The organism is Crossiella cryophila, from assembly GCF_014204915.1.
GTDB lineage: Bacteria > Actinomycetota > Actinomycetes > Mycobacteriales > Pseudonocardiaceae > Crossiella > Crossiella cryophila.
On record NZ_JACHMH010000001.1, the window covers coordinates 4,467,710 to 4,490,007 of the forward strand.

Annotated in this window: 22 protein-coding genes; 9 read left to right on the plus strand and 13 right to left on the minus strand. The window is 70.8% G+C overall.

Annotated elements, in window-relative coordinates:
• Positions 1-6: 6 nt before the first annotated feature.
• On the minus strand, positions 7-1,098 hold the full coding sequence (locus HNR67_RS20010) for a serine hydrolase domain-containing protein (protein WP_185003769.1): 1,092 nt from the start codon (positions 1,096-1,098) through the stop codon (positions 7-9).
• Between the two features lie 74 nt (positions 1,099-1,172).
• On the opposite strand from HNR67_RS20010, the gene HNR67_RS20015 reads away from it, so the two are divergent.
• A complete protein-coding gene (locus tag HNR67_RS20015; protein WP_312987659.1) occupies positions 1,173-1,976 on the plus strand; it encodes an SAM-dependent methyltransferase in 804 nt (267 codons plus the stop codon).
• On the opposite strand, the gene HNR67_RS20020 is transcribed toward HNR67_RS20015, so the two are convergent.
• Positions 1,973-2,845 (minus strand): ketopantoate reductase family protein, encoded by an 873-nt coding sequence (locus tag HNR67_RS20020; protein WP_185003770.1) that lies wholly within the window; start codon positions 2,843-2,845, stop codon positions 1,973-1,975. The two genes, HNR67_RS20015 and HNR67_RS20020, sit on opposite strands and share 4 nt — an antisense overlap.
• A gap of 48 nt (positions 2,846-2,893) precedes the next feature.
• Here HNR67_RS20020 and HNR67_RS20025 point away from each other — a divergent pair, with 48 nt between their 5' ends.
• Positions 2,894-3,373: a winged helix-turn-helix transcriptional regulator gene (locus tag HNR67_RS20025; protein ID WP_185003771.1), complete on the plus strand. Its 480-nt coding sequence runs from the start codon at positions 2,894-2,896 to the stop codon at positions 3,371-3,373.
• An 834-nt stretch (positions 3,374-4,207) separates the two neighbouring features.
• On the opposite strand, the gene HNR67_RS44575 is transcribed toward HNR67_RS20025, so the two are convergent.
• The 3 genes from HNR67_RS44575 to HNR67_RS20045 all read right to left on the minus strand — a co-directional run bounded on the left by HNR67_RS44575 (position 4,208) and on the right by HNR67_RS20045 (position 9,745).
• Positions 4,208-6,685 (minus strand): thiamine pyrophosphate-dependent enzyme, encoded by a 2,478-nt coding sequence (locus HNR67_RS44575; RefSeq protein WP_246492556.1) that lies wholly within the window; start codon positions 6,683-6,685, stop codon positions 4,208-4,210.
• Complete coding sequence (locus HNR67_RS20040) at positions 6,682-7,866, minus strand: acyl-CoA dehydrogenase family protein (protein ID WP_221489982.1); 1,185 nt, start codon at positions 7,864-7,866, stop codon at positions 6,682-6,684. Before HNR67_RS20040 ends, HNR67_RS44575 begins: the two co-directional genes overlap by 4 nt.
• A 94-nt stretch (positions 7,867-7,960) precedes the next feature.
• Positions 7,961-9,745: a glycoside hydrolase family 2 protein gene (locus HNR67_RS20045; RefSeq protein ID WP_185003772.1), complete on the minus strand. Its 1,785-nt coding sequence runs from the start codon at positions 9,743-9,745 to the stop codon at positions 7,961-7,963.
• A 155-nt stretch (positions 9,746-9,900) separates the two neighbouring features.
• On the opposite strand from HNR67_RS20045, the gene HNR67_RS20050 reads away from it, so the two are divergent.
• Complete coding sequence (locus HNR67_RS20050) at positions 9,901-10,857, plus strand: SDR family NAD(P)-dependent oxidoreductase (protein WP_185003773.1); 957 nt, start codon at positions 9,901-9,903, stop codon at positions 10,855-10,857.
• A gap of 53 nt (positions 10,858-10,910) precedes the next feature.
• Here the strand turns inward: HNR67_RS20050 and HNR67_RS20055 are convergent, their stop codons facing one another.
• A complete protein-coding gene (locus HNR67_RS20055; RefSeq protein WP_185003774.1) occupies positions 10,911-11,411 on the minus strand; it encodes a peptidylprolyl isomerase in 501 nt (166 codons plus the stop codon).
• 58 nt (positions 11,412-11,469) lie between these two features.
• On the minus strand, positions 11,470-12,381 hold the full coding sequence (locus HNR67_RS20060) for a LysR family transcriptional regulator (RefSeq protein ID WP_185003775.1): 912 nt from the start codon (positions 12,379-12,381) through the stop codon (positions 11,470-11,472).
• A 120-nt stretch (positions 12,382-12,501) separates the two neighbouring features.
• Here HNR67_RS20060 and HNR67_RS20065 point away from each other — a divergent pair, with 120 nt between their 5' ends.
• Together HNR67_RS20065 and HNR67_RS20070 are read left to right on the plus strand one after the other, a co-directional pair.
• Complete coding sequence (locus tag HNR67_RS20065) at positions 12,502-12,936, plus strand: SRPBCC family protein (protein ID WP_185003776.1); 435 nt, start codon at positions 12,502-12,504, stop codon at positions 12,934-12,936.
• Positions 12,933-13,250, plus strand: coding sequence for an ArsR/SmtB family transcription factor (locus tag HNR67_RS20070; protein WP_185003777.1), 318 nt, complete (start codon positions 12,933-12,935; stop codon positions 13,248-13,250). Before HNR67_RS20065 ends, HNR67_RS20070 begins: the two co-directional genes overlap by 4 nt.
• A gap of 211 nt (positions 13,251-13,461) precedes the next feature.
• Here the strand turns inward: HNR67_RS20070 and arsC are convergent, their stop codons facing one another.
• From arsC to HNR67_RS20090, 4 genes are read right to left on the minus strand one after another with little or no spacing between them, the layout of a single operon-like run.
• Complete coding sequence (gene arsC / locus HNR67_RS20075) at positions 13,462-13,800, minus strand: arsenate reductase (glutaredoxin) (RefSeq protein WP_246492557.1); 339 nt, start codon at positions 13,798-13,800, stop codon at positions 13,462-13,464.
• A 5-nt stretch (positions 13,801-13,805) separates the two neighbouring features.
• Positions 13,806-14,960, minus strand: coding sequence for a Glu/Leu/Phe/Val family dehydrogenase (locus HNR67_RS20080; protein WP_312987666.1), 1,155 nt, complete (start codon positions 14,958-14,960; stop codon positions 13,806-13,808).
• A gap of 12 nt (positions 14,961-14,972) precedes the next feature.
• The gene (locus HNR67_RS20085) at positions 14,973-16,133 is read right to left on the minus strand and encodes an NAD(P)/FAD-dependent oxidoreductase (RefSeq protein WP_312987667.1); all 1,161 of its coding nucleotides are present in this window, start codon (positions 16,131-16,133) and stop codon (positions 14,973-14,975) included.
• A complete protein-coding gene (locus HNR67_RS20090) occupies positions 16,130-17,707 on the minus strand; it encodes an aldehyde dehydrogenase family protein (RefSeq protein ID WP_312987669.1) in 1,578 nt (525 codons plus the stop codon). The genes HNR67_RS20085 and HNR67_RS20090 overlap by 4 nt, the downstream gene beginning before the upstream one ends.
• Before the next feature lie 152 nt (positions 17,708-17,859).
• On the opposite strand from HNR67_RS20090, the gene HNR67_RS20095 reads away from it, so the two are divergent.
• A complete protein-coding gene (locus tag HNR67_RS20095) occupies positions 17,860-18,834 on the plus strand; it encodes an ornithine cyclodeaminase family protein (protein ID WP_185003779.1) in 975 nt (324 codons plus the stop codon).
• Between the two features lie 63 nt (positions 18,835-18,897).
• Positions 18,898-19,152 carry a hypothetical protein gene (locus tag HNR67_RS20100; protein ID WP_185003780.1) on the plus strand — a complete coding sequence of 85 codons (255 nt, stop codon included), beginning with the start codon at positions 18,898-18,900 and terminating at the stop codon, positions 19,150-19,152.
• 197 nt (positions 19,153-19,349) lie between these two features.
• Here the strand turns inward: HNR67_RS20100 and HNR67_RS20105 are convergent, their stop codons facing one another.
• Complete coding sequence (locus tag HNR67_RS20105) at positions 19,350-19,553, minus strand: cold-shock protein (protein WP_185003781.1); 204 nt, start codon at positions 19,551-19,553, stop codon at positions 19,350-19,352.
• Between the two features lie 227 nt (positions 19,554-19,780).
• Between HNR67_RS20105 and HNR67_RS20110 the strand changes: the two genes are divergently transcribed.
• Both HNR67_RS20110 and HNR67_RS20115 read left to right on the plus strand, forming a co-directional pair.
• Positions 19,781-21,208, plus strand: a complete 1,428-nt coding sequence (locus tag HNR67_RS20110; RefSeq protein ID WP_221490907.1) for an amino acid permease — start codon at positions 19,781-19,783, stop codon at positions 21,206-21,208.
• Positions 21,205-21,765, plus strand: a complete 561-nt coding sequence (locus HNR67_RS20115; RefSeq protein ID WP_185003782.1) for a dihydrofolate reductase family protein — start codon at positions 21,205-21,207, stop codon at positions 21,763-21,765. Before HNR67_RS20110 ends, HNR67_RS20115 begins: the two co-directional genes overlap by 4 nt.
• On the opposite strand, the gene HNR67_RS20120 is transcribed toward HNR67_RS20115, so the two are convergent.
• The gene (locus HNR67_RS20120; protein ID WP_185003783.1) at positions 21,750-22,238 is read right to left on the minus strand and encodes a GNAT family N-acetyltransferase; all 489 of its coding nucleotides are present in this window, start codon (positions 22,236-22,238) and stop codon (positions 21,750-21,752) included. The two genes, HNR67_RS20115 and HNR67_RS20120, sit on opposite strands and share 16 nt — an antisense overlap.
• Positions 22,239-22,298 lie beyond the last annotated feature (60 nt).

Below are 22,298 nucleotides of genomic sequence, written 5' to 3' on the forward strand. Positions count from 1 at the left end.
AGGGTGTCAGCCGCACACCGCGGTGTCCACGGTCTTGCGCATCAACTGCGGGTCCAGGGCGGTGCCGGTGGTCACCGAGCCCTCGAGCCTGCGGCTGCCGTCGGCGCTGCCGAGCATGATGCTGAGGTAGCCGGGAATGCCGCCGCCGTGGCCCCACACCGTGATCCCGCAACTGGTCGGCACGGGCTGGATGCCGAGGCCGTAGTCGGGGCTGACCGCGGTGAGTTTGGTCAGTTCGGCCTGCTGGGCCGGGGCGAGCAACCGGCCGGCGAGCAGTGCGCGCAGGAAGCGGTCCAGGTCGGCGGTGGTGGAGATCATCGCCCCGGCGGCGCCTGCCGCGGACGGGTTGAGCGCGCTGACGTCGGCCGGTTTCCCTTCCACCATCAGGTAACCACGCGCGTGCGGGCCGTGGATGAACGGGTTGTCGCCGGGCGCCTCGGTGTCGCGCAGGCGCAGCGGCTGCAGGATCCGCTGGTTCACCGCGGCGGTCCAGGATCGCCCGGTGAGCTTCTCGATCAGCAGCTGCGCCACCAGGAAGTTGGTGTTGGAGTAGGAGTGCTTGGTGCCCACCGGGAACAGCAGCGGCTTGGCCGCCGCGGCGCGCACGAGTTCCAGCGCCGAGCGGTGCTCGAAGCGGCGGGCCATGAACTCCTTGGGATCCTGTGGCAGGTCGTCGGTGTAGTTGTGCAGACCGCTGGTGTGCTGCAACAGGTTCCGTACGGTGATCCGCTCGCCGTCGGGCAACAGCCCTGGCAGGTAACGGGAAACCGGCTCGTCCAGGCCGAGCTTGCCCTCTGCGGTCAGTTGCAGGGTGACCACGGTGACGAAGGTCTTGGTGATGCTGCCGACCCGGAACCGCCCATCGAGCGGTACCGGCCGCTGGGTGCCGAGTTGTGCCACGCCCGCGCGGGCGGTGAACTCCCGGCCGTCCCTGGTGACCCGGACCTGCATGCCCGCCGCGCCACTGGCCACCGCCGCGCTGACCTGGCGCTGTACGGCCTCGCGGTGCGGATCGGGGTTGGCGGCGGCGATACCTGTAGACGTGGCCAGCAGCGTCAGCGCGACGCAGACCGTGGTCACGGTGCGGATCGGTGTCACTGGACTCCCCTTCCGGTGGCAACCTGCCACTGTCATCTTGCCGGAAACCGGAAGCCCCGCGCACACTCAATCCTGTGGGTCCGGACGAGCTGGGCTGGGTGAGTGGGGAGATCGACCTGTCCCGCGCGAACCCCGCGCGCATGTACGACTACTTCCTCGGCGGCACGCAGAATTTCCCGGTGGACCGCGAACTCGCCGATCAGGCCATCGCGCTGCGCCCCGAACTACCCAGGGCGGCCCGGCTGAACCGGGCCTTCCTCGGCCGGGCGGTGCGGCACGCGGTGGGTGCCGGGATCCGCCAGTTCCTGGACCTGGGCTCGGGAATCCCGACCGAGGCGAACGTGCACGAGGTGGCGCACGCGGCCGATCGGCGGTGCCGGATCGCCTATGTGGACGTGGAACCGGTGGCGGTCGCGCACAGCCACCGGTTGCTGACCGGGCATCCGCGGGTGAGTGTGACGCAAGCGGATCTGCGCGATGTGACCCAGGTGCTGGCCGATGCCGGGGTGCGCGCGCAGTTGGACTTCGATCAGCCCATCGCACTGCTCCTGGTGGCGGTACTGCATTTCCTGCCGGCGGAGGATGATCCGGCCGGGGTGGTCCGGCAGTACGTCTCGGCGCTGCCGCCCGGCAGTCTGGTGGCGATCTCCCATGTCACCACGGACAACCTGCCATCGGAGTGGCGCACGGTCGCCGGTCTGTACCAGCGCAGCGCCACCCCGATCCACCCCCGTACCCTGGCCGAGGTCGCCGCGATGTTCGGCGACCTGCCGCTGATCCCACCCGGCCTGGTCGACGCCGTGGACTGGCGCCCCGAACCCGGCGCGCCACCCCAGTCCGTCAGCGGTTTCTACGCGGGCGTGGCCACAAAACCCTAGCCCGCGGCCAGAATCGTCCGCACTACTTCCACCGTGGTAGTCGCCTTCGTCGAACCCAGCGCCCGGATCACCGGCCCCGCGATGGCATCCAGCTCCAGCGCCCGTCCGCCCCGCCGATCCCGCAACATCGAGGACTGCATGGTCGCGGGCAGCGAACGGATCCGCGCCTCCACAGCGTCCGCGTCAATCCGCACGTTCCAGGTGGCCGCCGCGGCCGCCGCCTCATCCACCAACGGCCGGACCCAGGATTCCTTGAGCCGCAACGCCTCCCCGATCGCGGCGTCGGCGCCGGTGGTCAGCAACGCGAACGGGTCCAAAAAGGACAGCTTGCGCCACAACACATTCTGCTCATCGGAATCGGTGGTCACGGTCAACCCAGCCGCCCGGAACAACTCCACCGCCGAAGAGCCCTCCGGCGTGCCGTCGGCCACCACCAGATCGGCGATCCGGGACAACTGCTCCACCACACCAGGCCGATGCCGCGCCGCCTCCACCGCGATACTGGCCGCCACCACCGAGGCCCGCGGGTACAACGCCCGCAACACCGGCAGATGATCGACCCCGTTCAGCAACGGCACCACGGTCGCACTACCCAGAACCGCCGCGGGCACCCGCTGCACAGCCGCCAGCAGTTCGGTCGCCTTGACCGCCACCACCAGCACCTCCACCGGCGCGGTCAACCACGGCCGGGCATCCGGATAACTCACACTCGGAGCCACCCCAGGAGCCTGGAACGACAACCCCCGCGCCGTGATCTCCGCCGCCGTCCGCTCAGTGGCGACCACGGTGACCTCGTGCCCCGCCGCCCCCAACCGAGCCGCGATCAACCCACCAACCCCACCCGGCCCCAGTACCCCAACAGTCGCCATGAGCCCCTCCAGTGCACGTAGGTTCCAGGATGGAAGTTACACTACGGCATGCGCCACAAGAGCTTCGAGGAAATGCCCTGCGCCATAGCCCAAACCCTGGACCAGGTAGGCGAGTGGTGGAGCCTGCTCATCATCCGCGACGCCCTGCACGGCCTCACCCGCTTCGACGAGTTCCAGCAAAGCATGGGCATCTCCCCCAACTCCCTGACCCGCAGACTGAACGACCTGTGCGACCGGGGATTGCTGGAGCGGCGGCGGTACCAGGAGCGGCCGCCGCGGGATGAGTACGTGCTGACGGCCCGGGGGCGGGATCTGCAGCCGGTGATCGAGGCGTTGGGGGCGTGGGGGCGTAAGCATGTGACGCGGAAGAAGGCGGCGGTGCGGTTGCGGGATGACGTCACCGGGGCGGAGGTCGAGCCGGTGCTGGTGGATCGGCGTACGGGGCGGCGGGTGGATGGGAAGGGGTTTCATTACGCGGCTACCCGGGTGGCGCATCCGGTGAAGAAGTCGCGGTTGCCTCGGGCCTAGGGGTTGGGCGGGGCAGAGCCGGGCGGAGTGGCGGGCGGGGTGGGTAGGGCCGTTGTGGTCCGCGCAGAGCCTGTGGATGAGTCGCACCACTTGCGCCTCCGTTCGGGTAGGTTCGATTTGCCCGCCCAAACCTGCTCGAACCCGCCGAATCGCTCCACGGTCACTGTCTGGACCAGCAGAAACAAGACCATTCGACCCGCACGTTCCACTCATGAATCAGCAGTCCGGACTCACTCGAATGAGTGAGTAAAGCGCCAGATATTCACCTTGATCCAAACATGGAGGCAACCAAAACGGGTCGAAAAGCGTTCCGCAGAGGAAGCGGCGGCGGGGGCGGACAGCGGGCCGGGATCAGCCGGGCCAGGACCAGCCGGGTCGGGCTGGGATCGTCGGGCTCAGGAGCCAGGATCGCCGGGCCGGGATCGTCGGGTACGGGAGCCAGGATTGCCGGGCACTGGATCGCCGGGCGTGGGAATCCTCGGGCGTGGGAATCGTTGGGCCCGGGATCGGCACGGAGGTAGTCCCGGCCCAAGCAGCCTCGGCAGCAGCAGCGAGCCCCGGCCACGGCATGCGTGGTAGCGGTCCGAGCAGCCGCGGCCCGGCAGGCGCGCCCAGGTGGATGCTGGGTCAGGTCGCGCGCTGGGCAAGGGTGCACGCCGGATCAGGAGCGGGCGCTGGGTCGAGGGTCACCCTGACCGCGGCCACCGTCCGCCGCCCATCGGCTGGCGGTGGTCAGCCTTGGCGACGTCAGGCTGGTGCCTGCCAACCAGCCCCCGTCAGGCATGCAGCCCCTGCGCGGCCCCCACTAGGCCAGCGCACCAGCGTGGCCACCCGCTAGGCCAGCAGTTCCAGCGCGGCCTTCGCGATGTCCGCCTCGGACAGCAGCACGTGGCTGGCCGCCGGTCCCAGCGGGATGAAGCTGTCCGCGCTGGTCACCCGCCGGATCCGGCCCGCGAACCCGTGGTCGATGAGCGCGGTGACCACGGCCTCGGACACGCCACCCGTGCGGCGGGTCTCGTCGGCGATCAGCACCCGGCCGGTCGCCGACGCCTCGCGCAGGATGTCGGCCACCGGCAGTGGGGCCAGCCAGCGCAGGTCCACCACGCGGCAGGACAGGCCGAGTCGGCGGGCGACTCGGAGGCTCATCGGGACGCCGTTGCCGAAGGTGATGATGGTCAGGTCGGTGCCGTCGCCGTGTGTGCGGGCGCGGCCGAACTCCGCCGGAGCGGCGTCGGCGTGCGCCGGTGTAGTGCTCGCGGTCGCGGTGCCGGCGGTCGGGGTGCTTGCTGGCGTGGGCGTGGCTGCGGTGCTGGCGTGCGTGCGCACGGGTGCAGGTGCCGGTGCACGTGCGGGGCTGGGGCCGAGATCGGGGCCGGGGTGCGTGGGTGTGGTGGCTGGGGCCGGGGGTGGCGCGAGGCTGAGCCAGGCGTTGTCGCCGGGGGTGTGCAGGTCTCGGGTGTGGTACAGGGCGATGGGTTCCAGGTAGATGGTGACTGTGCCGTGGTGGCGGGCTGTGGTGGCGCAGGCTCGGAGCAGGGGGGCGGCGTCGGAGGGGTGGGCGGGGACGGCGATGGCCAGGCCGGGGATGTCGCGTAGGGCGGTCAGGGAGTTGTCGTTGTGGAAGTGGCCGCCGAAGCCCTTCTGGTAGGCCAGGCCGGCGATGCGGACGATCATCGGGTTGCGGTACTGGTTGTTGGCGAAGAAGCGCAGGGTGGCGGCCTCGCCGCGGAGTTGGTCGGCGGCGTTGTGCAGGTAGGCCAGGTACTGGATCTCCGGGATGGGCAGGAAGCCGGTGAGGGCGGTGCCCAGTGCGGTGCCGAGGATGGTCTGCTCGTCCAGCAGGGTGTCGAAGACCCTGGCCGCGCCGAATGCCTTGCGCAGGCCGCGGGTGACGCCGTAGACGCCGCCCTTGGTCGCGACGTCCTCGCCGAAGATCAGGGTGGCGGGGTCCTGGGTGAGCAGGTCGGCCAGGGCCTGGTTGATCGACTGGGCGAGGGTGAGGGGTTCGGTGGTGGCGCGGGTGGGTGGTGCGAGGGGGCGTGCGGCTGAGGTGGGGGGTGGGGCGGACCCTGCGGTTGCGGGGCTCGGCTGGGTGGGTGGGGTGGTTGGCGGGCCCGGCAGTGGGGAGCCGGTGGTCGCCGGTGGTGGCGGGGTTGGCCCGGTGGCGGGGTGTGCGGGAATGGCGGTGGCGTGGGCGGGTGCCGTGGCGGGGGGTGGTGGGAGGCGGGGAGCGGCCAGGGGGGCCAGGATCTCGGCGGTGGTGGTGAGTTTGGGTTCGTTGGTCGCTTGGGCGGCCAGGGTGGCGACTTCGGTGCGTTTGGATTCGTAGCGGGTGAGGATTTCCGCTGGGGGCAGGACTCCGTGTTCGGCCAGTAGGAGGGCGGTGCGGAGTACTGGGTCGCGGGGGAGGTCGGCGGTGATCTCGGACTGGGTTCGGTAGGCGGATTCGACGTCGGAGCCGGCGTGGCCCATCAGGCGGACCGTGCGCAGCCGCAGGAACGCGGGGGCGCGGCGGGTGCGGACCCAGGTGGCCGCTTCGGCCGCTGCCTGGGCGGCCTCTGGGAGGTTGGTGCCGTCGGCGTCGAAGTAGCGCAGGCCGGGGCGATTGCCGTAGGCGGCCTTGATCCAGTCCTTGGGGGTGCGGACGCTGATGCCGATGCCGTTGTCCTCGCAGACGAACAGGATCGGCAGCGGCAGGTTCTGGTAGGCGCAGTGGGTGGCGGTGTTGATCGCGCCGGTGGCGGTGCTGTGGTTGGCGGAGGCGTCGCCGAAGGTGCAGACCACGATGGCGTCCTGCGGCCATTCAGTGGGCAGGCCCAGCTTTTTCGCGCGTTCGATGCCGAAGGCCACGCCTACCGCGCGCGGCAGGTGGGAGGCGATGGTGGAGGTTTGCGGGATCACGGACAGGGCTCGGTGGCCGAAGACCTTGTGCCTGCCGCCGGAGATGGGTTCGGCGGCGGAGGCGGTGATGCCGCGCAGGACGTCGCGCAGTGGCGTGGATCCGCGTTGCTGGGCGGCGCGGGCCAGGTAGAAGGCGCCGGAGCGGTAGTGCAGCAGGGCCGGGTCGGTGACGCGCAGGGCGGCGGCGACCGCCGCGTTGCCCTCGTGGCCACTGGAGCCGATGCTGTAGAAGCCCTCGCCACTGCTGCCCAGCGCACGCGCGGCGAGGTCCAGGTGGCGGCTGCCGAGTTGGGCGTCGAACAGGGTCAGGGCCTTCTCGGCGGTCAGGCCCAGTGGGAGGTCCACTGTGGACTGTGCCGTGAGCGTATTCCTTACCGTGTCGAGGAAGTTCTGGTCTACCGGGTGGGTCATCGGTAGGCCGGGGTGCCGGTGAGCGCCTCGCCGAGGACCAGGGTGTGGATCTCGCTGGTGCCCTCGTAGGTGAGCACCGACTCCAGGTTGTTGGCGTGCCGCAGCACCGGGTACTCCAGGGTGATGCCGCTGGCGCCCAGGATGGTGCGGGCCTCGCGGGCGATCTTGATGGCCTCGCGCACGTTGTTCAGCTTGCCGATGCTCACCTGCCGCGGGTGTAGCTGGCCCGCGTCCTTGAGCCGACCCAGGTGCAGCGCGAGCAGGAAGCCCTTCTGCACCTCCAGGGCCATGTCGACGAGTTTCTGCTGGGTGAGCTGGAATCCGGCGATCGGCCGGTCGAACTGGGTGCGGGTGGTCGAGTACTCGATCGCGGTGTCCAGGCAGTTCTTGGCCGCGCCCAGGGCGCCGAAGATGATGCCGAAGCGGGCCTCGCTCAGGCAGCTCAACGGACCGCGCAGCCCGGCCGCCTCTGGCAGCTGGGCGTCGGCGGGCAGCCGGCAGTCGTCGAAGAACAGCTCGGAGGTGATCGAGGCACGCAGGGACAGCTTGTGCGTGATCTTGCGGGTGCTGAAGCCCGGAGTGTCGCGGGGGAGCAGGAAACCGCGCACGCCCTCGTCGGTCTGCGCCCACACCACGGCCACGTCGGCCACACTGCCGTTGGTGATCCACATCTTGCTGCCGTTGAGGATCCAGTCCGTGCCATCGCGTTTCGCGGTGGTGCGCATGCTGCCAGGGTCACTGCCGTGATCGGGTTCGGTGAGCCCGAAACAGCCGATCGCCCGGCCCGCGGCCATCTCCGGCAGCCAGCGCTGCTTCTGCTCCTCCGAGCCCCACCGGTGGATTGCGTACATCGCCAGCGAGCCCTGCACCGAGACGAAGCTGCGGAACCCGGAGTCCACCGCCTCCAGCTCAAAACAGGCCAGCCCATAGGCCACCGCGCTGGACCCGGCGCAGCCGTAGCCCTGCAGGTGCATGCCGAGCAGCCCGAGTTCGCCGAACTCCGGCGCCAGCTCCGGGTCGAAGTGACCGCGCTCGAACCAGTCGCCGATCACCGGGCGCAGCCGCTGCTCGGCGAACCGCCGGACGGTGTCCTGGATGAGCCGCTCCTCCTCGCTGAGCAGCCCGTTCGCGGACAGCAACTCCAGTGGGTCGATCCGCTCGGGCATCGTCTCTCCGCTCATCTCGCACCGGAAGTCCAGCATGGCCCGGCGGCCCGGACGGACCCAAGTCCGCCAGGCCGACGGACCTTCGCGCTGAGCACAACGACGGCTGGGGCTAGGGGTTGCGGGACAGGATCGAGTGCAGCCGATCGAGTGGGATCTTGGGCACCCGGTGCTCGTCGAGCAGGCCGTTGGTCTCCTGCTCGGTGTCGGTGAGCTGGGTGAAGCAGTACCCGGCCAGGCCGCCGGAACGGGCCGCGCCGATCACCGCGGTCAGCATCTCGGCGTACTCCTGCGCGGAGTCGACCGAGCCGTAGCCGAAGACCTCCTCGCCGTTGGCCGGGGTGAAGGTGGCCCCGCCGAACTCGCTGAGCATGATCGGCTGTTCGGCGTAGCGCTCGCCGTCCAGGAGCAGCCTGCGTGAGTTGGGCCAGCCTTCGGTGAAATGGCCGCGCTCCAGGTTCTCCCTGGTGTAGCGGGCTTTCAGGGTGTCCGGGTCCTGGTGGTAGTCGTGCACGCCCCAGAAGTCGCCGCCGGTGATCTCCCAGCCGTCGTTGGCGATGGCCGGGCGGGACGGATCCAGCGATTTGGTCAGGTGGAACAGGGCCAGGGCCAGGTGACGCTGGGCCGGGTCGGTGCCGATGTCCGGCACGCCCCAGCTCTCGTTCAGCGGTACCCAGGCCATGATGCTGGGGTGGCTGCGGTCGCGGTGGATGGCCCGCGGCCACTCGGCGAGCAGCCGCTGCGCGGTGGTCGGACCGGACTCGAACGCGCTGGGCATCTCCTCCCACACCAGCAGCCCGAGCCGGTCGCACCAGTACAGGAAACGCGGGTCCTCGATCTTCTGGTGCACCCGGATCCCGTTGAGCCCCAGCGATTTGGCCAGTTCGACCTCGTGGCGCAGCTCCTGCGCGGAGGCGGCCAGGTGCGATTCCGGCCAGTAGTTCTGGGCCAGCGCGAAGCGCAGGAAGTACGGGCGGCCGTTGACCAGGAACCGCCGGTCCGCGGTACCGAAACTGGACAGGCCGAAGTAGGCGGCGACCTCGTCCACCAGGCTGCCGTCGGCCCGGCGCAACCGCACCGCGGCGTCGATCAGGTGCGGGTTCTCGGGTGTCCACAGTAGACGGTCGAGGTCTTGGGCGTTGCGCAGCGCGGGAATGGCGATATCGCACTGGAGTTCCCGGTCAGTGAGCCGGAAGCTCTGCACCGCCAGGACTTCCGCGTCGAAACTCAGCTCGACCTCGACCGTGTGCGCCTCGGCGGGCCAGGTGTTGAGCGCCAGTTCGCAGCGCACCCGCCGGGCCGCCACCTCCGGGGTCCAGTGCAGCGAGTCCAACCGCAGCGCCGGGACCTCCTCCAGCCACACCGGCTGCCAGATCCCGGTGGTGCGGTGGTACCAGATGACGTGCGGATCGGCCGCCCAGTCCTGTTTGCCGCGCGGCTGGGCCACGTCCTGGGGGCGGTCCTCGGCCCGCACGGTGATCACCTGCGCGCCGCCGGCGGCCAGTGCGCTGGTGATGTCCAGGGAGAAGCCGACGTGCCCGCCCTCGTGCGCGCCGACCTGGTGGCCGTTGACCCACACGGTCGCGCGGTAGTCCACCGCGCCGAAGTGCAGCAACAGCGCGCGGCCGGGCTCGGGCGGCTGGGCGGTGAACTCGCGGCGGTACCAGACCACCGGGTGGAACCCGCGGTCGGCGATGCCGGAGCGCTGGGACTCCGGCGGGTAGGGCACGGTGATGGTGCGGTCGAACGGATCGGCGGTGCGGAACCAGCCCGCGGATAGGCCGGTGTCGGCGTCGTCGTGGGCGAACCCCCACGGACCGGACAAATCAGCCCAGTCCGGATCGCGGACGAGCTGGGGGCGAGGGTGGTCGGCTGCGGCGAGATGCGCGGCGGTCACGAAACCAGGGCTCCCGTTACGGTTGAGGACACGGTCGCAGGACTCCAGTGTACAACGTTGTAAGTTGATGTTCGACTGTCCGCTCGAACACCGGGTCGACCGTCCACAATGGAGCACTTGACCTGGAGCGCGCTCCAAGCCATAGCGTCGCCGCCATGACAACCCCACAGCAGCCCATCGGCTCCGGGTTCGGCGCCCGCAGTACCGCCACCGACGTGCTCGAGGGCATCGACCTGACCGGCAAACTCGCCGTGGTCACCGGCGGCTACTCCGGTCTCGGCCTGGAGACCACCAGGGCGCTGGTCGCGGCGGGCGCGCACGTCGTGGTGCCGGCCCGGCGTCCGATCCTGGCCACCGAGGCCCTGGGGGAGGAGGCCGAGGTGGCCGCGCTGGACCTGGCCGACCTGGACAGCGTGCGCACCTTCGCCGATGCCTTCCTCGCCTCCGGCCGCGGCATCGACATCATGATCAACAGCGCCGGGGTGATGGCCAGCCCGGAGACCAGGGTCGGGCCGGGCTGGGAACTCCAGTTCGCGGCCAACCACCTCGGGCACTTCGCCCTGGTCAACCGGCTGTGGCCGGCGCTGGCCGGGCGGGAGGCGCGAGTGGTCTCGGTGTCCTCGCGCGGGCACCACTACTCCGACATCCGCTGGGACGACGTGCACTTCGCCACCGGTTACGACAAGTGGCAGGCATACGGCCAGTCCAAGACGGCGAATGTGCTGATGGCGGTGCACCTGGACGCGATCGGCCGCGAGCACGGCGTGCGCGCCTTCGCCCTGCACCCCGGCGGCATCTACACCAACCTGGCCCGGCACATCCCGCTGGCCGAGCAGATCGCCAACGGCTGGGCGGATGCGGAGGGCAACCCGGTCGACCCCTCGTTCAAGACGCCGCCGCAGGGCGCCGCGACCCAGGTGTGGGCCGCGACCTCGCCGCGGCTGGCGGGGCTGGGCGGGGTGTACCTGGACGACTGCGAGATCGCCGGGATCGGCGGCAGTGCGGAGGACCGCACCGGCGTGGCCGCCTACGCGGTGGACCCGGACTCGGCGGCCCGGCTGTGGGCCTACTCGGCCGAGGCCACCGGGGTCGACCTGCTGGTCAAGGGCTGAGCCAACGTTCCCCGGCCGGTGAATGGGGCGCCGGCCGGGGACAGGGTCGCTGGTCAGTCGACGATGCTGGCCTTCTCGATGACCACATCGGCCTTCGGGACGTCCTGGTGCCCGCCGGTGGTGCCGGTGGCCACGCCGCGGATCGCGTCCACGGTCTCGGTGCCCTCGACGACCTTGCCGAACACCGCGTAACCCCAGCCGCTCGGGGTGGGCGAGGTGTGGTTGAGGAACTCGTTGTCCACGGTGTTGATGAAGAACTGCGCGGTGGCCGAGTGCGGGTCGCCGGTGCGCGCCATCGCCACGGTGTACTGGTAGTTCTTCAGGCCGTTGGTGGCCTCGTTCTTGATCGGCGTGCTGGTCGGCTTCTGCTTCAGGCCCGGCTCGAACCCGCCGCCCTGGATCATGAAGCCGCTGATGACGCGGTGGAAGATCGTGCCGTCGTAGTGGCCCTTGTTCACGTACTCCACGAAGTTCGCCACCGAGTTGGGCGCCTTGACGGCGTCGAGTTCCAGAACGATGGGGCCGTGGTTGGTTTCCAGACGTGCCTTGGTCATGCCGCCGATTCTGTCATCGCAGCTGTGGGCCCGCCGACCGCCCCACGGTCGGTGCAGGTCAGGGCGTCCAGCGGGTGCGCAGGTCGGCGCAGGAACGGGCCAGGCAGTCCAGCGCGAGGGGCAGCAGCGGGTTGCTGTTCTGCGGGCGGTGCAGCACCAGCACCCGGCGAAACGCCTGCCAGCCCGCGGGGCGCAGCACCCGGACGCCGTGGTCGGGCACGGCCAGCCGGGGCATCATGGCCACGCCGAGGCCGCGCGCGACCAGCTCGGCGACCACGCCGTAGTCGTTGCTGCGGAAGATGATGCCGGGGTCGAACCCGGCCGCGGTGGCCATCCGGCTCAGCGAGCGGGCGCCCGCGGTGTCGGCCCTGGTGCAGATCCAGCGCTCACCGGCCAGTTCGGCCAGGTCGACCTCCTGCCCGTTGGCCAGCCGGTGCGATTCGGGCAGGGCGATGGCCAGGGGTTCGGCGAGCAGTTCGGTGCTGCGCAACTCCACCGGCCACACCCGGGGGTCGAGGTCGTAGGCGAAGACCACCGCGGCGTCCAGGGTGCCTTCCAGCACGCCGCCGAGGACCTCGTCCGGCTCGCCCTCGTCCAGGTGCACCTCGGCGTTGGGACGGGCGGCCACGATGGCGGCCAGTGCCACCGGCAGCACCTTGGCGCTGGCGGTGGCGAAACTGGCCAGGCGTAACGTGCCCGCGTCCCCGGCCACCAGGGCTTTCGCCTCGCGCTCCACTGTGGACAACGCGCCGAGGACCGCGCCGCAGCGCTCGGCCAGCAGTTCGGCCACCGCGGTCGCCCGCACGCTGCGCGCGGAGCGCTCGAACAACGGCGCGCCGACCGCGCGTTCCAGGAGCACCATCTGCTGGGAGACCGCGGAGGCCGTGTAGCCCAGGTTCCGCGCCGCCTCGGCGAAGGATCCGGTGCGCACGCACTCCCGCAGAGTCCGCAAATGGATCGGGTTGAGCATTGCGCGACTCTACGGAGATCGGACACGCCTCGGCACCCCCTACCGAGGATCTGCAACCGAAGAGTTGCACCCCGGGCGAGGATGTGCAACTCTGGGGTTGCGCCTAGAGGAGGTAGTCGAATGGACCGCATCGAACGTCAGATCCAGATCGCCGCGCCGGTGGAACGGGTGTGGGCGGTGCTCACCGAGCCCGCGCACCTGGCCCAGTGGCTGGGCCAGACCGCCGAGGTCGACCTGCGACCCGGTGGTTCGGCCACCTTCGGCTGGACCGAGTACGGCACCACCAGGGCCGTGCTGGAACGGGTGGAGCCGCCGCGCTTCTTCTCCTACCGGTGGAACATGGTCGACGAAGGCCCGGTCGAGGCCGGCAAGACCACGCTGGTCGAGTTCACCCTCGCCGAGGATGGGGGCGGGACCAGCCTCACCGTGGTGGAAACCGGTTTCGCCTCCCTGGCGGTGTCCGAGGAGCGGCAGGTCAAGCAACACCAGGACAACACCGGTGGCTGGAAGGCCGAGCTGGACGAGCTGATCGAGTACGTCCAGCGCGCGGCATGACCGACCAGGTCGACGAGGTCATCGTCGCGCTGGCCGACCCGTTGCGCAGACAGTTGCTGGAGAGGCTGTCCCGCCTGGGCTCGGCGAGCGCGACGACCCTGGCCGAGCACCTGCCGGTGACCAGGCAGGCGGTGGTGAAACACCTGGTGGTCCTGGACCGCGCCGGACTGGTGTCCGGGGGACGGCAGGGCCGCGAGGTGCGCTACGCGGTGCGCCCGGAGGCGTTGCTGGCCACCGCGGAGTGGATGCGCCGGGTGGCCGCGGACTGGGACAGCCGGTTGTCCGCGATCAAACGCCTGGCCGAAGGCGGCTAGGCCCGCGGCCAGCGGCCCAGCCCGTGGCTCGCCGGCGTGTTGGCCGTTGTCGTACACGGTGTTGGCCGAACTTGTACGCCCACTCGGCCAAGACACCGTACGAGAACGGCCAAGACACCGCCCATAACGGCCAAGACACCGCCCATAACGGCCAACACACCGTCCAGTTCGGCCAACACACCGTACGAGAACGGCCAACACGGGGGCAGGGTTAGAGGATCTGCTCGATTTGTTGGATGGGGCGGGCTAGGCGGGTGCCCTTGGCGGTGACGACGAAGGGGCGCTCGATCAGGATTGGGTGTTCGGTCATCGCGTCCAGCAGTGCCTCGTCGTCGGCTTGGGCCAGGGCCAGTTCGGTGAACAGCTTTTCCTTGCGCCGCACTGCCTGAGCGGGGGTGAGGCCGGCGTCCGCGATGAGCTTGGCCAGTTCCGCTCGGCTCGGCGGGGTCTTGAGGTACTCGATCACGGTCGGTTCGGCGCCGGACTCGCGGAGCAGCGCGAGGGTGTTGCGGGAGGTGCTGCAGCGGGGGTTGTGGTAGATCGTCGCCATGCCGGTCATTCTGCCGAGCGGACCCGGGGCAGGCGGCCGCGCAACGCCATGGCGGTGCGCACCCGGTCCTGGGCCAGCCGCATCGCCGCGGTCCTCGGCAGGTCGCCGGTGCGGCGGGACTCGGTGAGCACCAGTTCGGTGTTGGCGCGCATCTTGGCCGCCACCGTGGCCATGATCGCGGCCGGGTCGGGGCGGAACGGGGAGTAGCGGGCGTCCATGGCGAAGGCGGCCGCGACCACGCCGCCGGCGTTGGCGATGAAGTCCGGGACCACCGCGACCCCGCGTTCGGCCAGCAGGGCCTCGGCGGCCGGACTGGTGGGCAGGTTCGCGCCCTCCACCACCAGGTTCGCCTTGATCCGCCCGGCCAGGTGCTCGTCGATCACGTCCTGGATGGCGGCCGGGATCAGCACCTCGCAGTCGACCAGGAGTTCCGCGCCCGCGGCGATCCGCTGGGCGGCCGGGGCGAGTTTCACGCAGGCGTCGCCGTGTTCGGCCCGCAATGCCAGCCAGTGCGGCACGTCCAGGCCGTTCGGGTCGTGCACGGCGCCCTCGGTGGTGGACAGGGCGACCACGACCGCGCCGAGTTCGTGCAGGCGGCGGGCGGCGGCCAGGCCGACCGCGCCGAAGCCCTGCACCGAGATCCGGCTGCCCGCGGTGGGGCGCTCGAGGAGGTGCAGGGCCGCGTCCACCGATTCGGCCACGCCGTGCCCGGTGACGCCGATCTTGTCGTAGGCCACGCCGCCGAGTTCCTCCGGCACGCCGACCGCCGCGCCGCGGTCGCCCAGTTCGTCCTGGATGATCGCCGCGTCCGCCTCGGTCATGCCCATGTCCAGCCCGGCCACGTAGCTGGACGGGATCTGGTCGGCCAGCCGCCGGACGAAGGCGCGCAGCACCGTTTCCTTGTCCGGGCTGCTGGGATCCCAGCGGATCCCGGCCTTCGCGCCGCCGTGGAACAGGTCGACCGCGGCCCACTTCCAGGTCATCACCCGCGCCAGCCGGGCGATCTCGGCGACGGTGACGCCAGGCGCCATCCGGGTGCCGCCCTTGCCGGAGCCGCGGGCGGTGTTGTCGATGACCAGCACGCCACGCATCCCGGTGCGCGAGTCGGAGACGCTGACGATCTTCTCCGGGCCCCACTCGTCGAACTCGTGCAGGTCCACCCAGGGTTCCTCTCAGACGCAGTTGTGTTCGGGCCGGACCGCGGCCTCGGCGAACCGGCGAACGTCCAAAGCGGACACATCCACCACCGGATCCCGGTGCAGCACAAGGTCGCGCAGCACCTCGCCGATCGCGGGGCCCTGCAGGAAGCCGTGGCCGGAGAAGCCGGTGGCGTAGAGGAACCGGCTCACCCCCTCCGCCTCGCCGACCACCGCGTTGTGGTCCGGGGTGATCTCGTAGAGCCCGGCCCAGCCGTGCGCGATGCCCACCTCGGTCAGCGCGGGCGCCCGCCGGGACACCGCCGCGCCCAGTCGTGGCAGCCAGGAATCGGTGCGGGAGAGGTGGAATCCGAACTGCTCGTCCGGATCGGACATGCCCATCAGCAGTCCGGCGCCCTCGCCGTGGAAGTAGAAGCTGCTGCCGAAGTCGATGGTCATCGGCAGCTCCGGCGGCAGGTCCGGGATCGCCTCGGTGACCAGGATCTGCCTGCGTAACGGCCGCACCGGCAGGTCCACCCCGGCCATCGCGCCGACCGCGGCCGACCAGGCCCCGGCAACGCAGATCACCGTCGTGGTGCGCACGGCCCCCTCGTCCGTGCGCACCGCGCGGATCGCTCCGTCCACGGTGTCGATCCCGGTGACCGCGCACTGCCGCCGGATGGTCGCGCCGAGCCCGCGGGCGGCCCGCGCGTAGCCCTGCACCACGGCCTCCGGGGTGCAGTGGCCGTCGGTGGGGGAGTAGGCGGCGGCCAGCAGACCCTCGGTGTCGATCAGCGGCGAGAGTCGTTTCGCCTCGGCCACATCGAGCATCCGGCTGGGCACGCCGAGTCCATTTTGGAGGGTCACACTGGCCTCGAACGCGGCCACGTCGGCCGGATCGTCGAGCAGGAACAGGTAGCCGTGCTGGGCCAGGTCGATCTCCCCGCCCGGCCGGGTGGCGAAGTTCTCGAACGCGGCCAGGCTGCGCAGGCCCAGGGCGATGTTGACCGGGTCGGAGAACTGCGCGCGCACCCCGCCCGCGGCCCGGCAGGTGCTGCCCGAACCCAGCTCGTCCCGTTCCAGCAGCAGGACTTGGGCCCCGGCCTCGGCCAGGTGGAAGGCCGCGCTGACCCCCATCACCCCGCCGCCGACGACCACCACGTCGGCGGCCGCCGGCAGCGGGGCGCGGCCGGTCACCGCCCGGCCCAGTGCTCGGGCAGCCGGTAGCCCAGCTCCGGCTCCACCGTCGCCACGTCCATCTGCGCCTTCTGCAGCTTGCCGGAGAAGTCCCAGTTCATCGACTGCCAGCGGGTGAACTGGTCGAGCACCCAGATGCCGGACTGCCGGGATCCGTTGCCGGAGCTGCCATTGCCGCCGAACGGCAGATGCGCCTCGGCGCCGGAGGTGGAGTTGTTGACGCTGACCATGCCGGCGCCGATCAGCTGCCGGAACCGGAACGCCTTGGTCGGATCGGTGGTGTAGATGGCGGAGGACAGGCCGTAGCCGGGCTTGTTGGCCAGTTCGACGGCCTGCTCGAAGTCGCGGTAGCCGATGATGCCGACGATGGGCCCGAAGGTCTCCTCCAGGAAGATCCGGTCGTCCGGGCGCACCCCGTCCACGATCACCGGGTGGTAGTACAGCCCGGTCCCGGCCTCGCCGTGGAAGCCGGCACGCGGGTTCTCGGCGGTGATCCGGCCGGTGGCGGTGGAGCCGAGCACGGTGTGGTGCGGCTGGATCCAGTCCAATGTGGACTCGTAGGAGTCGGCGAACTTCTGGTCCAGCAACGGCCCGTAGAGGATCGGGCCGTGCGGTTCGCCGACCGTCGCGGCGCGCACGGCCGCGTCGAAGCGGCGGGTGAACTCCGCGCGCACGTCCTCGTGCACGATCACCGTGCCCAGCGAGGTGCAGCGCTGTCCGGCCGAACCGAAGCCGGAGAACAACGCGCCCTCCACGGCCAGGTCGAGGTCGGCGTCCTCGGTGATCACCATCGGGTTCTTGCCGCCCAGTTCCAGGCAGGGGGACTGCAGGTGGCGGCCGCACAGCTCGCCGATCTGCTCCCCGACCGCGCTGGACCCGGTGAAGCCGACCTTGTCCACCAGCCGCTGCTCCAGTGCCAGCTTGAGACCGTCGAAAGTGGACGGTCCGTCGGTGATCACCAGGCCGAGCACCCCGGCCGGAACCCCGGCGCGCCAGGCGAGTTCGGCGAAGGCGGCGGCGCTGGCCGCGGCGTACTCGGCGGGCTTCCACACCACCGCGTTGCCGCACAGCAGCGCGGGCACCAGGTACCAGGAGGGCACCGCGACCGGGAAGTTGCCGGCGGTGATGATCGCGGCCACGCCGACCGGCACCCGGAAGGTGAACAGCTGCTTGTCCGGCATCTCGCTGGGCACGGTCTGCCCGTACAGGCGCCTGCCCTCGCCGAGGAAGAAGTCGCAGGTGTCCACGATCTCCTGCACCTCGCCGAGCGCTTCGGCGTAGGGCTTGCCGATCTCCCTGGTGACCAGCCGGGCCAGGGTCTCCTGGTTCGCCTCGACCAGCCGGCCCAGGTTGGCGATCACCCGGCCGCGCACCGGCGCGGGCACCTGAGCCCACTCGGCCTGCGCGACCCGGGCCACCCTGGCCGCCTCCACCAGGTCCTCGGCCGGGCCGAGCCGGACCGCGGCGACCACGTCGGCCAGGTCGGCGGGGTTGCGGGAGAGGTATTCGGTTCCGCTCGTCGGGGTCTTGCCGTCGATCACCGATGCCACCGAGGCCAACGTCGTCGTGTCCACCAGATCACCGTAGGGGCCGGGCCGGGGCGGGCAAGCCACCCAACGCGCACTCTTGCTCGTCCTCAGCGTCACGGAGAGTTGGCCTCGGGGACCCTGGACACAGGTAGTAACCACGTGGCCGAGCAACGCGGCTTGTGGCCAGACTGGAGGACATGACCCTGAGCGCGGGACCCGTGGTGCTGAACGAGGCCGAGGTGTCGGCCCTGCTCGACCTCGACGGGGTGATCGACAGCCAGCGCCAGGCGTTCACCGCCCTGGGCGACGGCAGCGGCCTGGTCGCGGAGAAGGCGGTGCTGGACAGCCCCGACGGCTCCACCGTGCTCAGCTACCTCGGCCGCGTCTCCACCGCCCACGGCGTGGTCAACAAGGTCGTCAGCGTCCAACCCGACAACCCCGCCAGAGGCCTCCCAGCCATCACCGCGACCCTGGTCGTCCTGCACCCCCTCACCGGCGAGGTCCTCGCCGTGCTGGCCGGCGGCGGCCTGACCGCCGTCCGCACCGCCGCCGCCTCCGCGGTGGCGATAGACGCCCTCACCCAACCCACCGCGGGCGACCTGGCCATCCTGGGCTCCGGGGTACAGGGCCGCTGGCACGTCCGCGCCCTGGCCCGGGTGCGGAAGCTGCGCCGGATCCGGATGTGGAGCCCGAACCAGGGACGCTGCGAGACCACGGCCGAGGAGCTGTCGGCGGAGCTGGACATCGAGGTCATCCCGGTACGGGACGCGGCGGCCGCGGTGGGCGACGCGGACCTGGTGATCGCCGGGACGCTCAGCCACACGCCGGTGGTGCCGACCTCGGAGGTTGCGCGGGGGGCGACGGTGGTGAGCGTGGGGTCGTTCGCGCCGGATCGGCATGAGCTGGATCAGGCGTTGCTGGATCGGGCGGACAACGTGGTGGTGGACCACGTGCGGACGGCGACCGGGCACGCGGGGCCGATCATGCGGGCGGTGGCGGACGGGGTGTTGCGGGAGGGGGACCTGACCTCGCTGGGGGAGGTGCTGTGCGGGCTCCGGCCTGGGCGGCGGCGGCCCAGTGATGTGGTGGTCTACAACAGTGTGGGGCTGGGGGTGCAGGACGCGGCGGCCGCGGCGCTGGTGCTGGCGCGGCATCACGCGGCCAAGCGGTAGGGGCGGGTTGGGGGCTGTGGCCGGGCGCTGGGGCCTTGGTGGGGTCAGCTCGAGGCCGAAAGCATGATTGATCGATCACTCATCTTTGATCGGGGTGGCCGGATCGCCCGGACTGCCGGACCGCTCACCCGGCCCGAACCGCCCGGTGGCCCGGCCGGGCACCCCGCCGAGTCCTTGGTCACACACACCGGCATCCCAGCCGCGACCCTGGTGTCCAGGCCCGCGGTGGTGGGCGCGACCGGGGTGTCCCGGTCCAGGGCCCGGCTCACCGGGGCGGCGCGGAGGCCGGTCGCGGCGGACGTGCGCGCGCCCGGCTGAGCGGCCCGGGAGCGGTCGGCTGGCCGCGCACGTCGTCGACCCGCGTGCCGATGCCCATGCACACTCCTCTAACTGGGGTGTCCCACCGGTTCAGTTGAGGCGATGCGGAGGGGCACCCCGGTTAGTCGGGACGAAAAAGCCGGGCTGCCAAAAACTTTGGCAGCCCGGCTTGCCTGACTCGCGTCAGGCCACCGAAATCAGTGTCCGGTGACGTTCTCAGCCTGCGGGCCCTTGGGGCCCTGGGTCACGTCGAACGTGACCTTCTGGCCCTCCTGAAGCTCCTTGAACCCGGTCCCGTTGATCGCCGAGAAGTGCACAAAGACGTCAGGGCCGCCCTCGTCCTGAGCGATGAAACCGAAACCCTTTTCGCCGTTAAACCACTTCACACTGCCCGTTGCCACAAATCCTCCGACGCTAAAAATCAAGCTAACGAAGGAACCATACCCCGCCGAGACGATTTCGGATATTCCACCACCGGATTGTGTGCTTGCGCGAGCGCTGCTGTGCCTGAGCGTGAGGGTTCGTCGCGCTCAGTCGCCTTCCCTGCACGCCTGCTCTGCGGCCAAGCTCCGGGGCACCGGTGTGACCTGGCACACGAAGGGTGAGTGATCACGTGGGCGACGGATTGCTGGGCACGGGGCCGCGTGGGGTCTTCCGGCGCACACTGCCACCGCTGGAGGAGACCGGGCAGCCGCGGATGGCCAAGGTGCTCGGGCTGGGGCAGCTCACCCTGATCGGGGTCGGCGCGATCATCGGGGCCGGGATCTTCAGCCTGGCCGGCGCGGTGGCCCGCGATGTGGCCGGGCCCGCGGTGCTGATCTCGTTCCTGATCGCGGGCGCGGCCTCGGTGTGCGCGGCCTTCGCCTACGCCGAGTTCGCCGGGATGGTGCCGCGCGCCGGGTCCTCCTACACCTACGCCTCGGCGGTGCTGGGCGAGGTGGTGGGCTGGATCATCGGCTGGGACCTGTTGCTGGAGTACACCGCGATCGTGGCCGCGGTCTCCATCGGCATGTCCGGCTACGTCGGATTCCTGGTGGAGCGCATGGGGATCGACCTGCCGGTGTGGATGATGGGCGCGCCGGGCACCGGCGAGGGACACCGGGTGGACCTGGTCGCGATGCTGATCTGCCTTGGTGTGGCCTGGTTGCTGAACCGGGGCACCAGGACCTCGGCGCGGGTGGACGTGGTGCTCACCGTGGTCAAGATCGCGGTGGTGCTGCTGGTGATCGTGGTGGGACTGACCCAGGTGGACAGTGCGAACCTGGAACCGTTCGCGCCCTTCGGTTTCGGCGGTGCGGTGGCGGGTGCGGCCACGGTGTTCTTCGCCGTGTTCGGCTACGACGCGCTGAGCACCGCGGCGGAGGAATCCAAGCAGGCGCAACGGCATCTGCCCAAGGCCATGCTGCTGTCACTGGGCATCTGCATGGTGCTCTACGCGCTGGCCTGCATCGTGCTGACCGGGATGGTGCACTACACCCAGGTCGACCCGGCGCGCGGATTCTCCGCGGCGTTCGAGTCGGTCGGACTCGGCGGGGTCGGCACGGTGATCGCGATCGGCGCGGTGCTGGGCATCGTCACGGTGAGCTTCTCCTTCATGATGGGCGCCTCCCGGCTCTGGTACGCGATGAGCCGGGACGGCCTGATGCCGCGCTGGTTCGGCGCGCTGCACCCGCGCCGCCAGGTGCCGCACCGGGCGACCTGGATCATCGGCGGGGTGGCCGCGGTGCTCGCCGGGCTGCTGCCGGTGCGCGAGGCGGCCGAGCTGACCAACATCGGCGTGCTGTTCGCCTTCGTGCTGGTGTGCGTGGCCGTGGTGGTCATGCGCTACCGCCGCCCGGACCTGCCGCGCGGGTTCCGCTGCCCCGGCATGCCGGTGATCCCGTTGCTGGGCGTGGGTTTCTCGGTGTGGCTGATGACCTTCCTCAAGGCCGAGACCTGGTGGCGGTTCGGACTGTGGCTGCTGATCGGCCTTGTCGTCTACATCGCCTACAGCTACCGCGCCACGCGGAAGGTCGTCCCCGGCGGGTCGGTCGATCTCGGCATACTGGGGCGATGAGAAAACTCCTCTTCTCGATGGGCATGTCCGTGGACGGCTTCTACGAGGGCCCGGACCGGGAGATCGACTGGCACCGGGTCGACGAGGAACTGCACCAGCACATGAACGAGCAGATCCGGCCGTGGGGCATGTTCCTGAACGGCCGGGTCACCCACGAGCTGATGGCCGCCTACTGGCCCACCGCCGACGCCAACCCGGAGGCGGGCCCGGCGGAGACCGAGTTCGCCGGGATCTGGCGGGACATGCCGAAATGGGTCTACACCAGCACCCCGGTCAGCACAGAGTGGAACACCACGGCCAAGAGCGAGGTCGACCCGGCCGAGATCCGCGCGCTCAAAGCCCAGCCCGGCGGCGACATCTGCGTCGGCGGCCCCACCCTGGCCCGCGCGTTCCGGCAGCACGACCTGATCGACGAGTACCGGGTCTACGTGCACCCGGTGCTGCTGGGCCGGGGCCGCCCGCTGTTCCCGGAGCTGGACCTGAGCGCGGACCTGCGGCTGGCCGAGAGCCGGAGCTTCGGCAACGGGGTGGTGCTGCTGCGCTACGAACGCGGGTAAGCCGGGCGGCGCACCAGGAACACGTCGATCGGGTCCTGCGCTTCGACGGTGAAGCCGTGGCGTTCGTACAACCGCTGGGCGGCACTGCCGCGCAGGACGTTCAGCCGGACTGGCCAGCCCTCGGCATCGGCCCGTGCCAGCAGGGTGCGCAGGACGGCCGAGCCGATCCCGCCGCCCTGCAGATCGGGCGCGAGGTAGAAGTGCTCCAGCCACCGCGTTTCCCCGTCCGGGCGCACCGTGACGCTGCCCGCGAAGGCGCCGCCGACCTCGATGATCGAGGTGTGCCGCGCGGAGAAGGAGTCCCGCAGCCGCTGCCGGACCCGGTGCTCGTCGAAGCGGCCCAGCCGTTCCAGATCCGGGCGCAGCACCCTCGCCCGCAGCTCCGCGATGGCCTCGACGTCGGCGGGTCCGGCGGCACGCAGCGCCCAGCCGGTGGCCAGGTCCGGTCGCGGCCCGCCCGCTCTGGTGTCCATGGCCGGGAGTGTCGATGGGCCCGGGGTGGGCACGCAACGAGATTTCGCGGCCGCCCAGGC

Coding starts and splice junctions, on each gene's coding strand:
- HNR67_RS20020 (WP_185003770.1), bottom strand. CDS start 2,845: ATGGCGACTGTTGGGGTACTGGGGCCGGGTGGGGTTGGTGGGTTGATC.
- HNR67_RS20025 (WP_185003771.1), top strand. CDS start 2,894: ATGCGCCACAAGAGCTTCGAGGAAATGCCCTGCGCCATAGCCCAAACC.
- HNR67_RS44575 (WP_246492556.1), bottom strand. CDS start 6,685: ATGACCCACCCGGTAGACCAGAACTTCCTCGACACGGTAAGGAATACG.
- HNR67_RS20040 (WP_221489982.1), bottom strand. CDS start 7,866: ATGAGCGGAGAGACGATGCCCGAGCGGATCGACCCACTGGAGTTGCTG.
- HNR67_RS20050 (WP_185003773.1), top strand. CDS start 9,901: ATGACAACCCCACAGCAGCCCATCGGCTCCGGGTTCGGCGCCCGCAGT.
- HNR67_RS20055 (WP_185003774.1), bottom strand. CDS start 11,411: ATGACCAAGGCACGTCTGGAAACCAACCACGGCCCCATCGTTCTGGAA.
- HNR67_RS20060 (WP_185003775.1), bottom strand. CDS start 12,381: ATGCTCAACCCGATCCATTTGCGGACTCTGCGGGAGTGCGTGCGCACC.
- HNR67_RS20065 (WP_185003776.1), top strand. CDS start 12,502: ATGGACCGCATCGAACGTCAGATCCAGATCGCCGCGCCGGTGGAACGG.
- HNR67_RS20070 (WP_185003777.1), top strand. CDS start 12,933: ATGACCGACCAGGTCGACGAGGTCATCGTCGCGCTGGCCGACCCGTTG.
- arsC (WP_246492557.1), bottom strand. CDS start 13,800: ATGGCGACGATCTACCACAACCCCCGCTGCAGCACCTCCCGCAACACC.
- HNR67_RS20095 (WP_185003779.1), top strand. CDS start 17,860: ATGACCCTGAGCGCGGGACCCGTGGTGCTGAACGAGGCCGAGGTGTCG.
- HNR67_RS20100 (WP_185003780.1), top strand. CDS start 18,898: ATGATTGATCGATCACTCATCTTTGATCGGGGTGGCCGGATCGCCCGG.
- HNR67_RS20115 (WP_185003782.1), top strand. CDS start 21,205: ATGAGAAAACTCCTCTTCTCGATGGGCATGTCCGTGGACGGCTTCTAC.
- HNR67_RS20120 (WP_185003783.1), bottom strand. CDS start 22,238: ATGGACACCAGAGCGGGCGGGCCGCGACCGGACCTGGCCACCGGCTGG.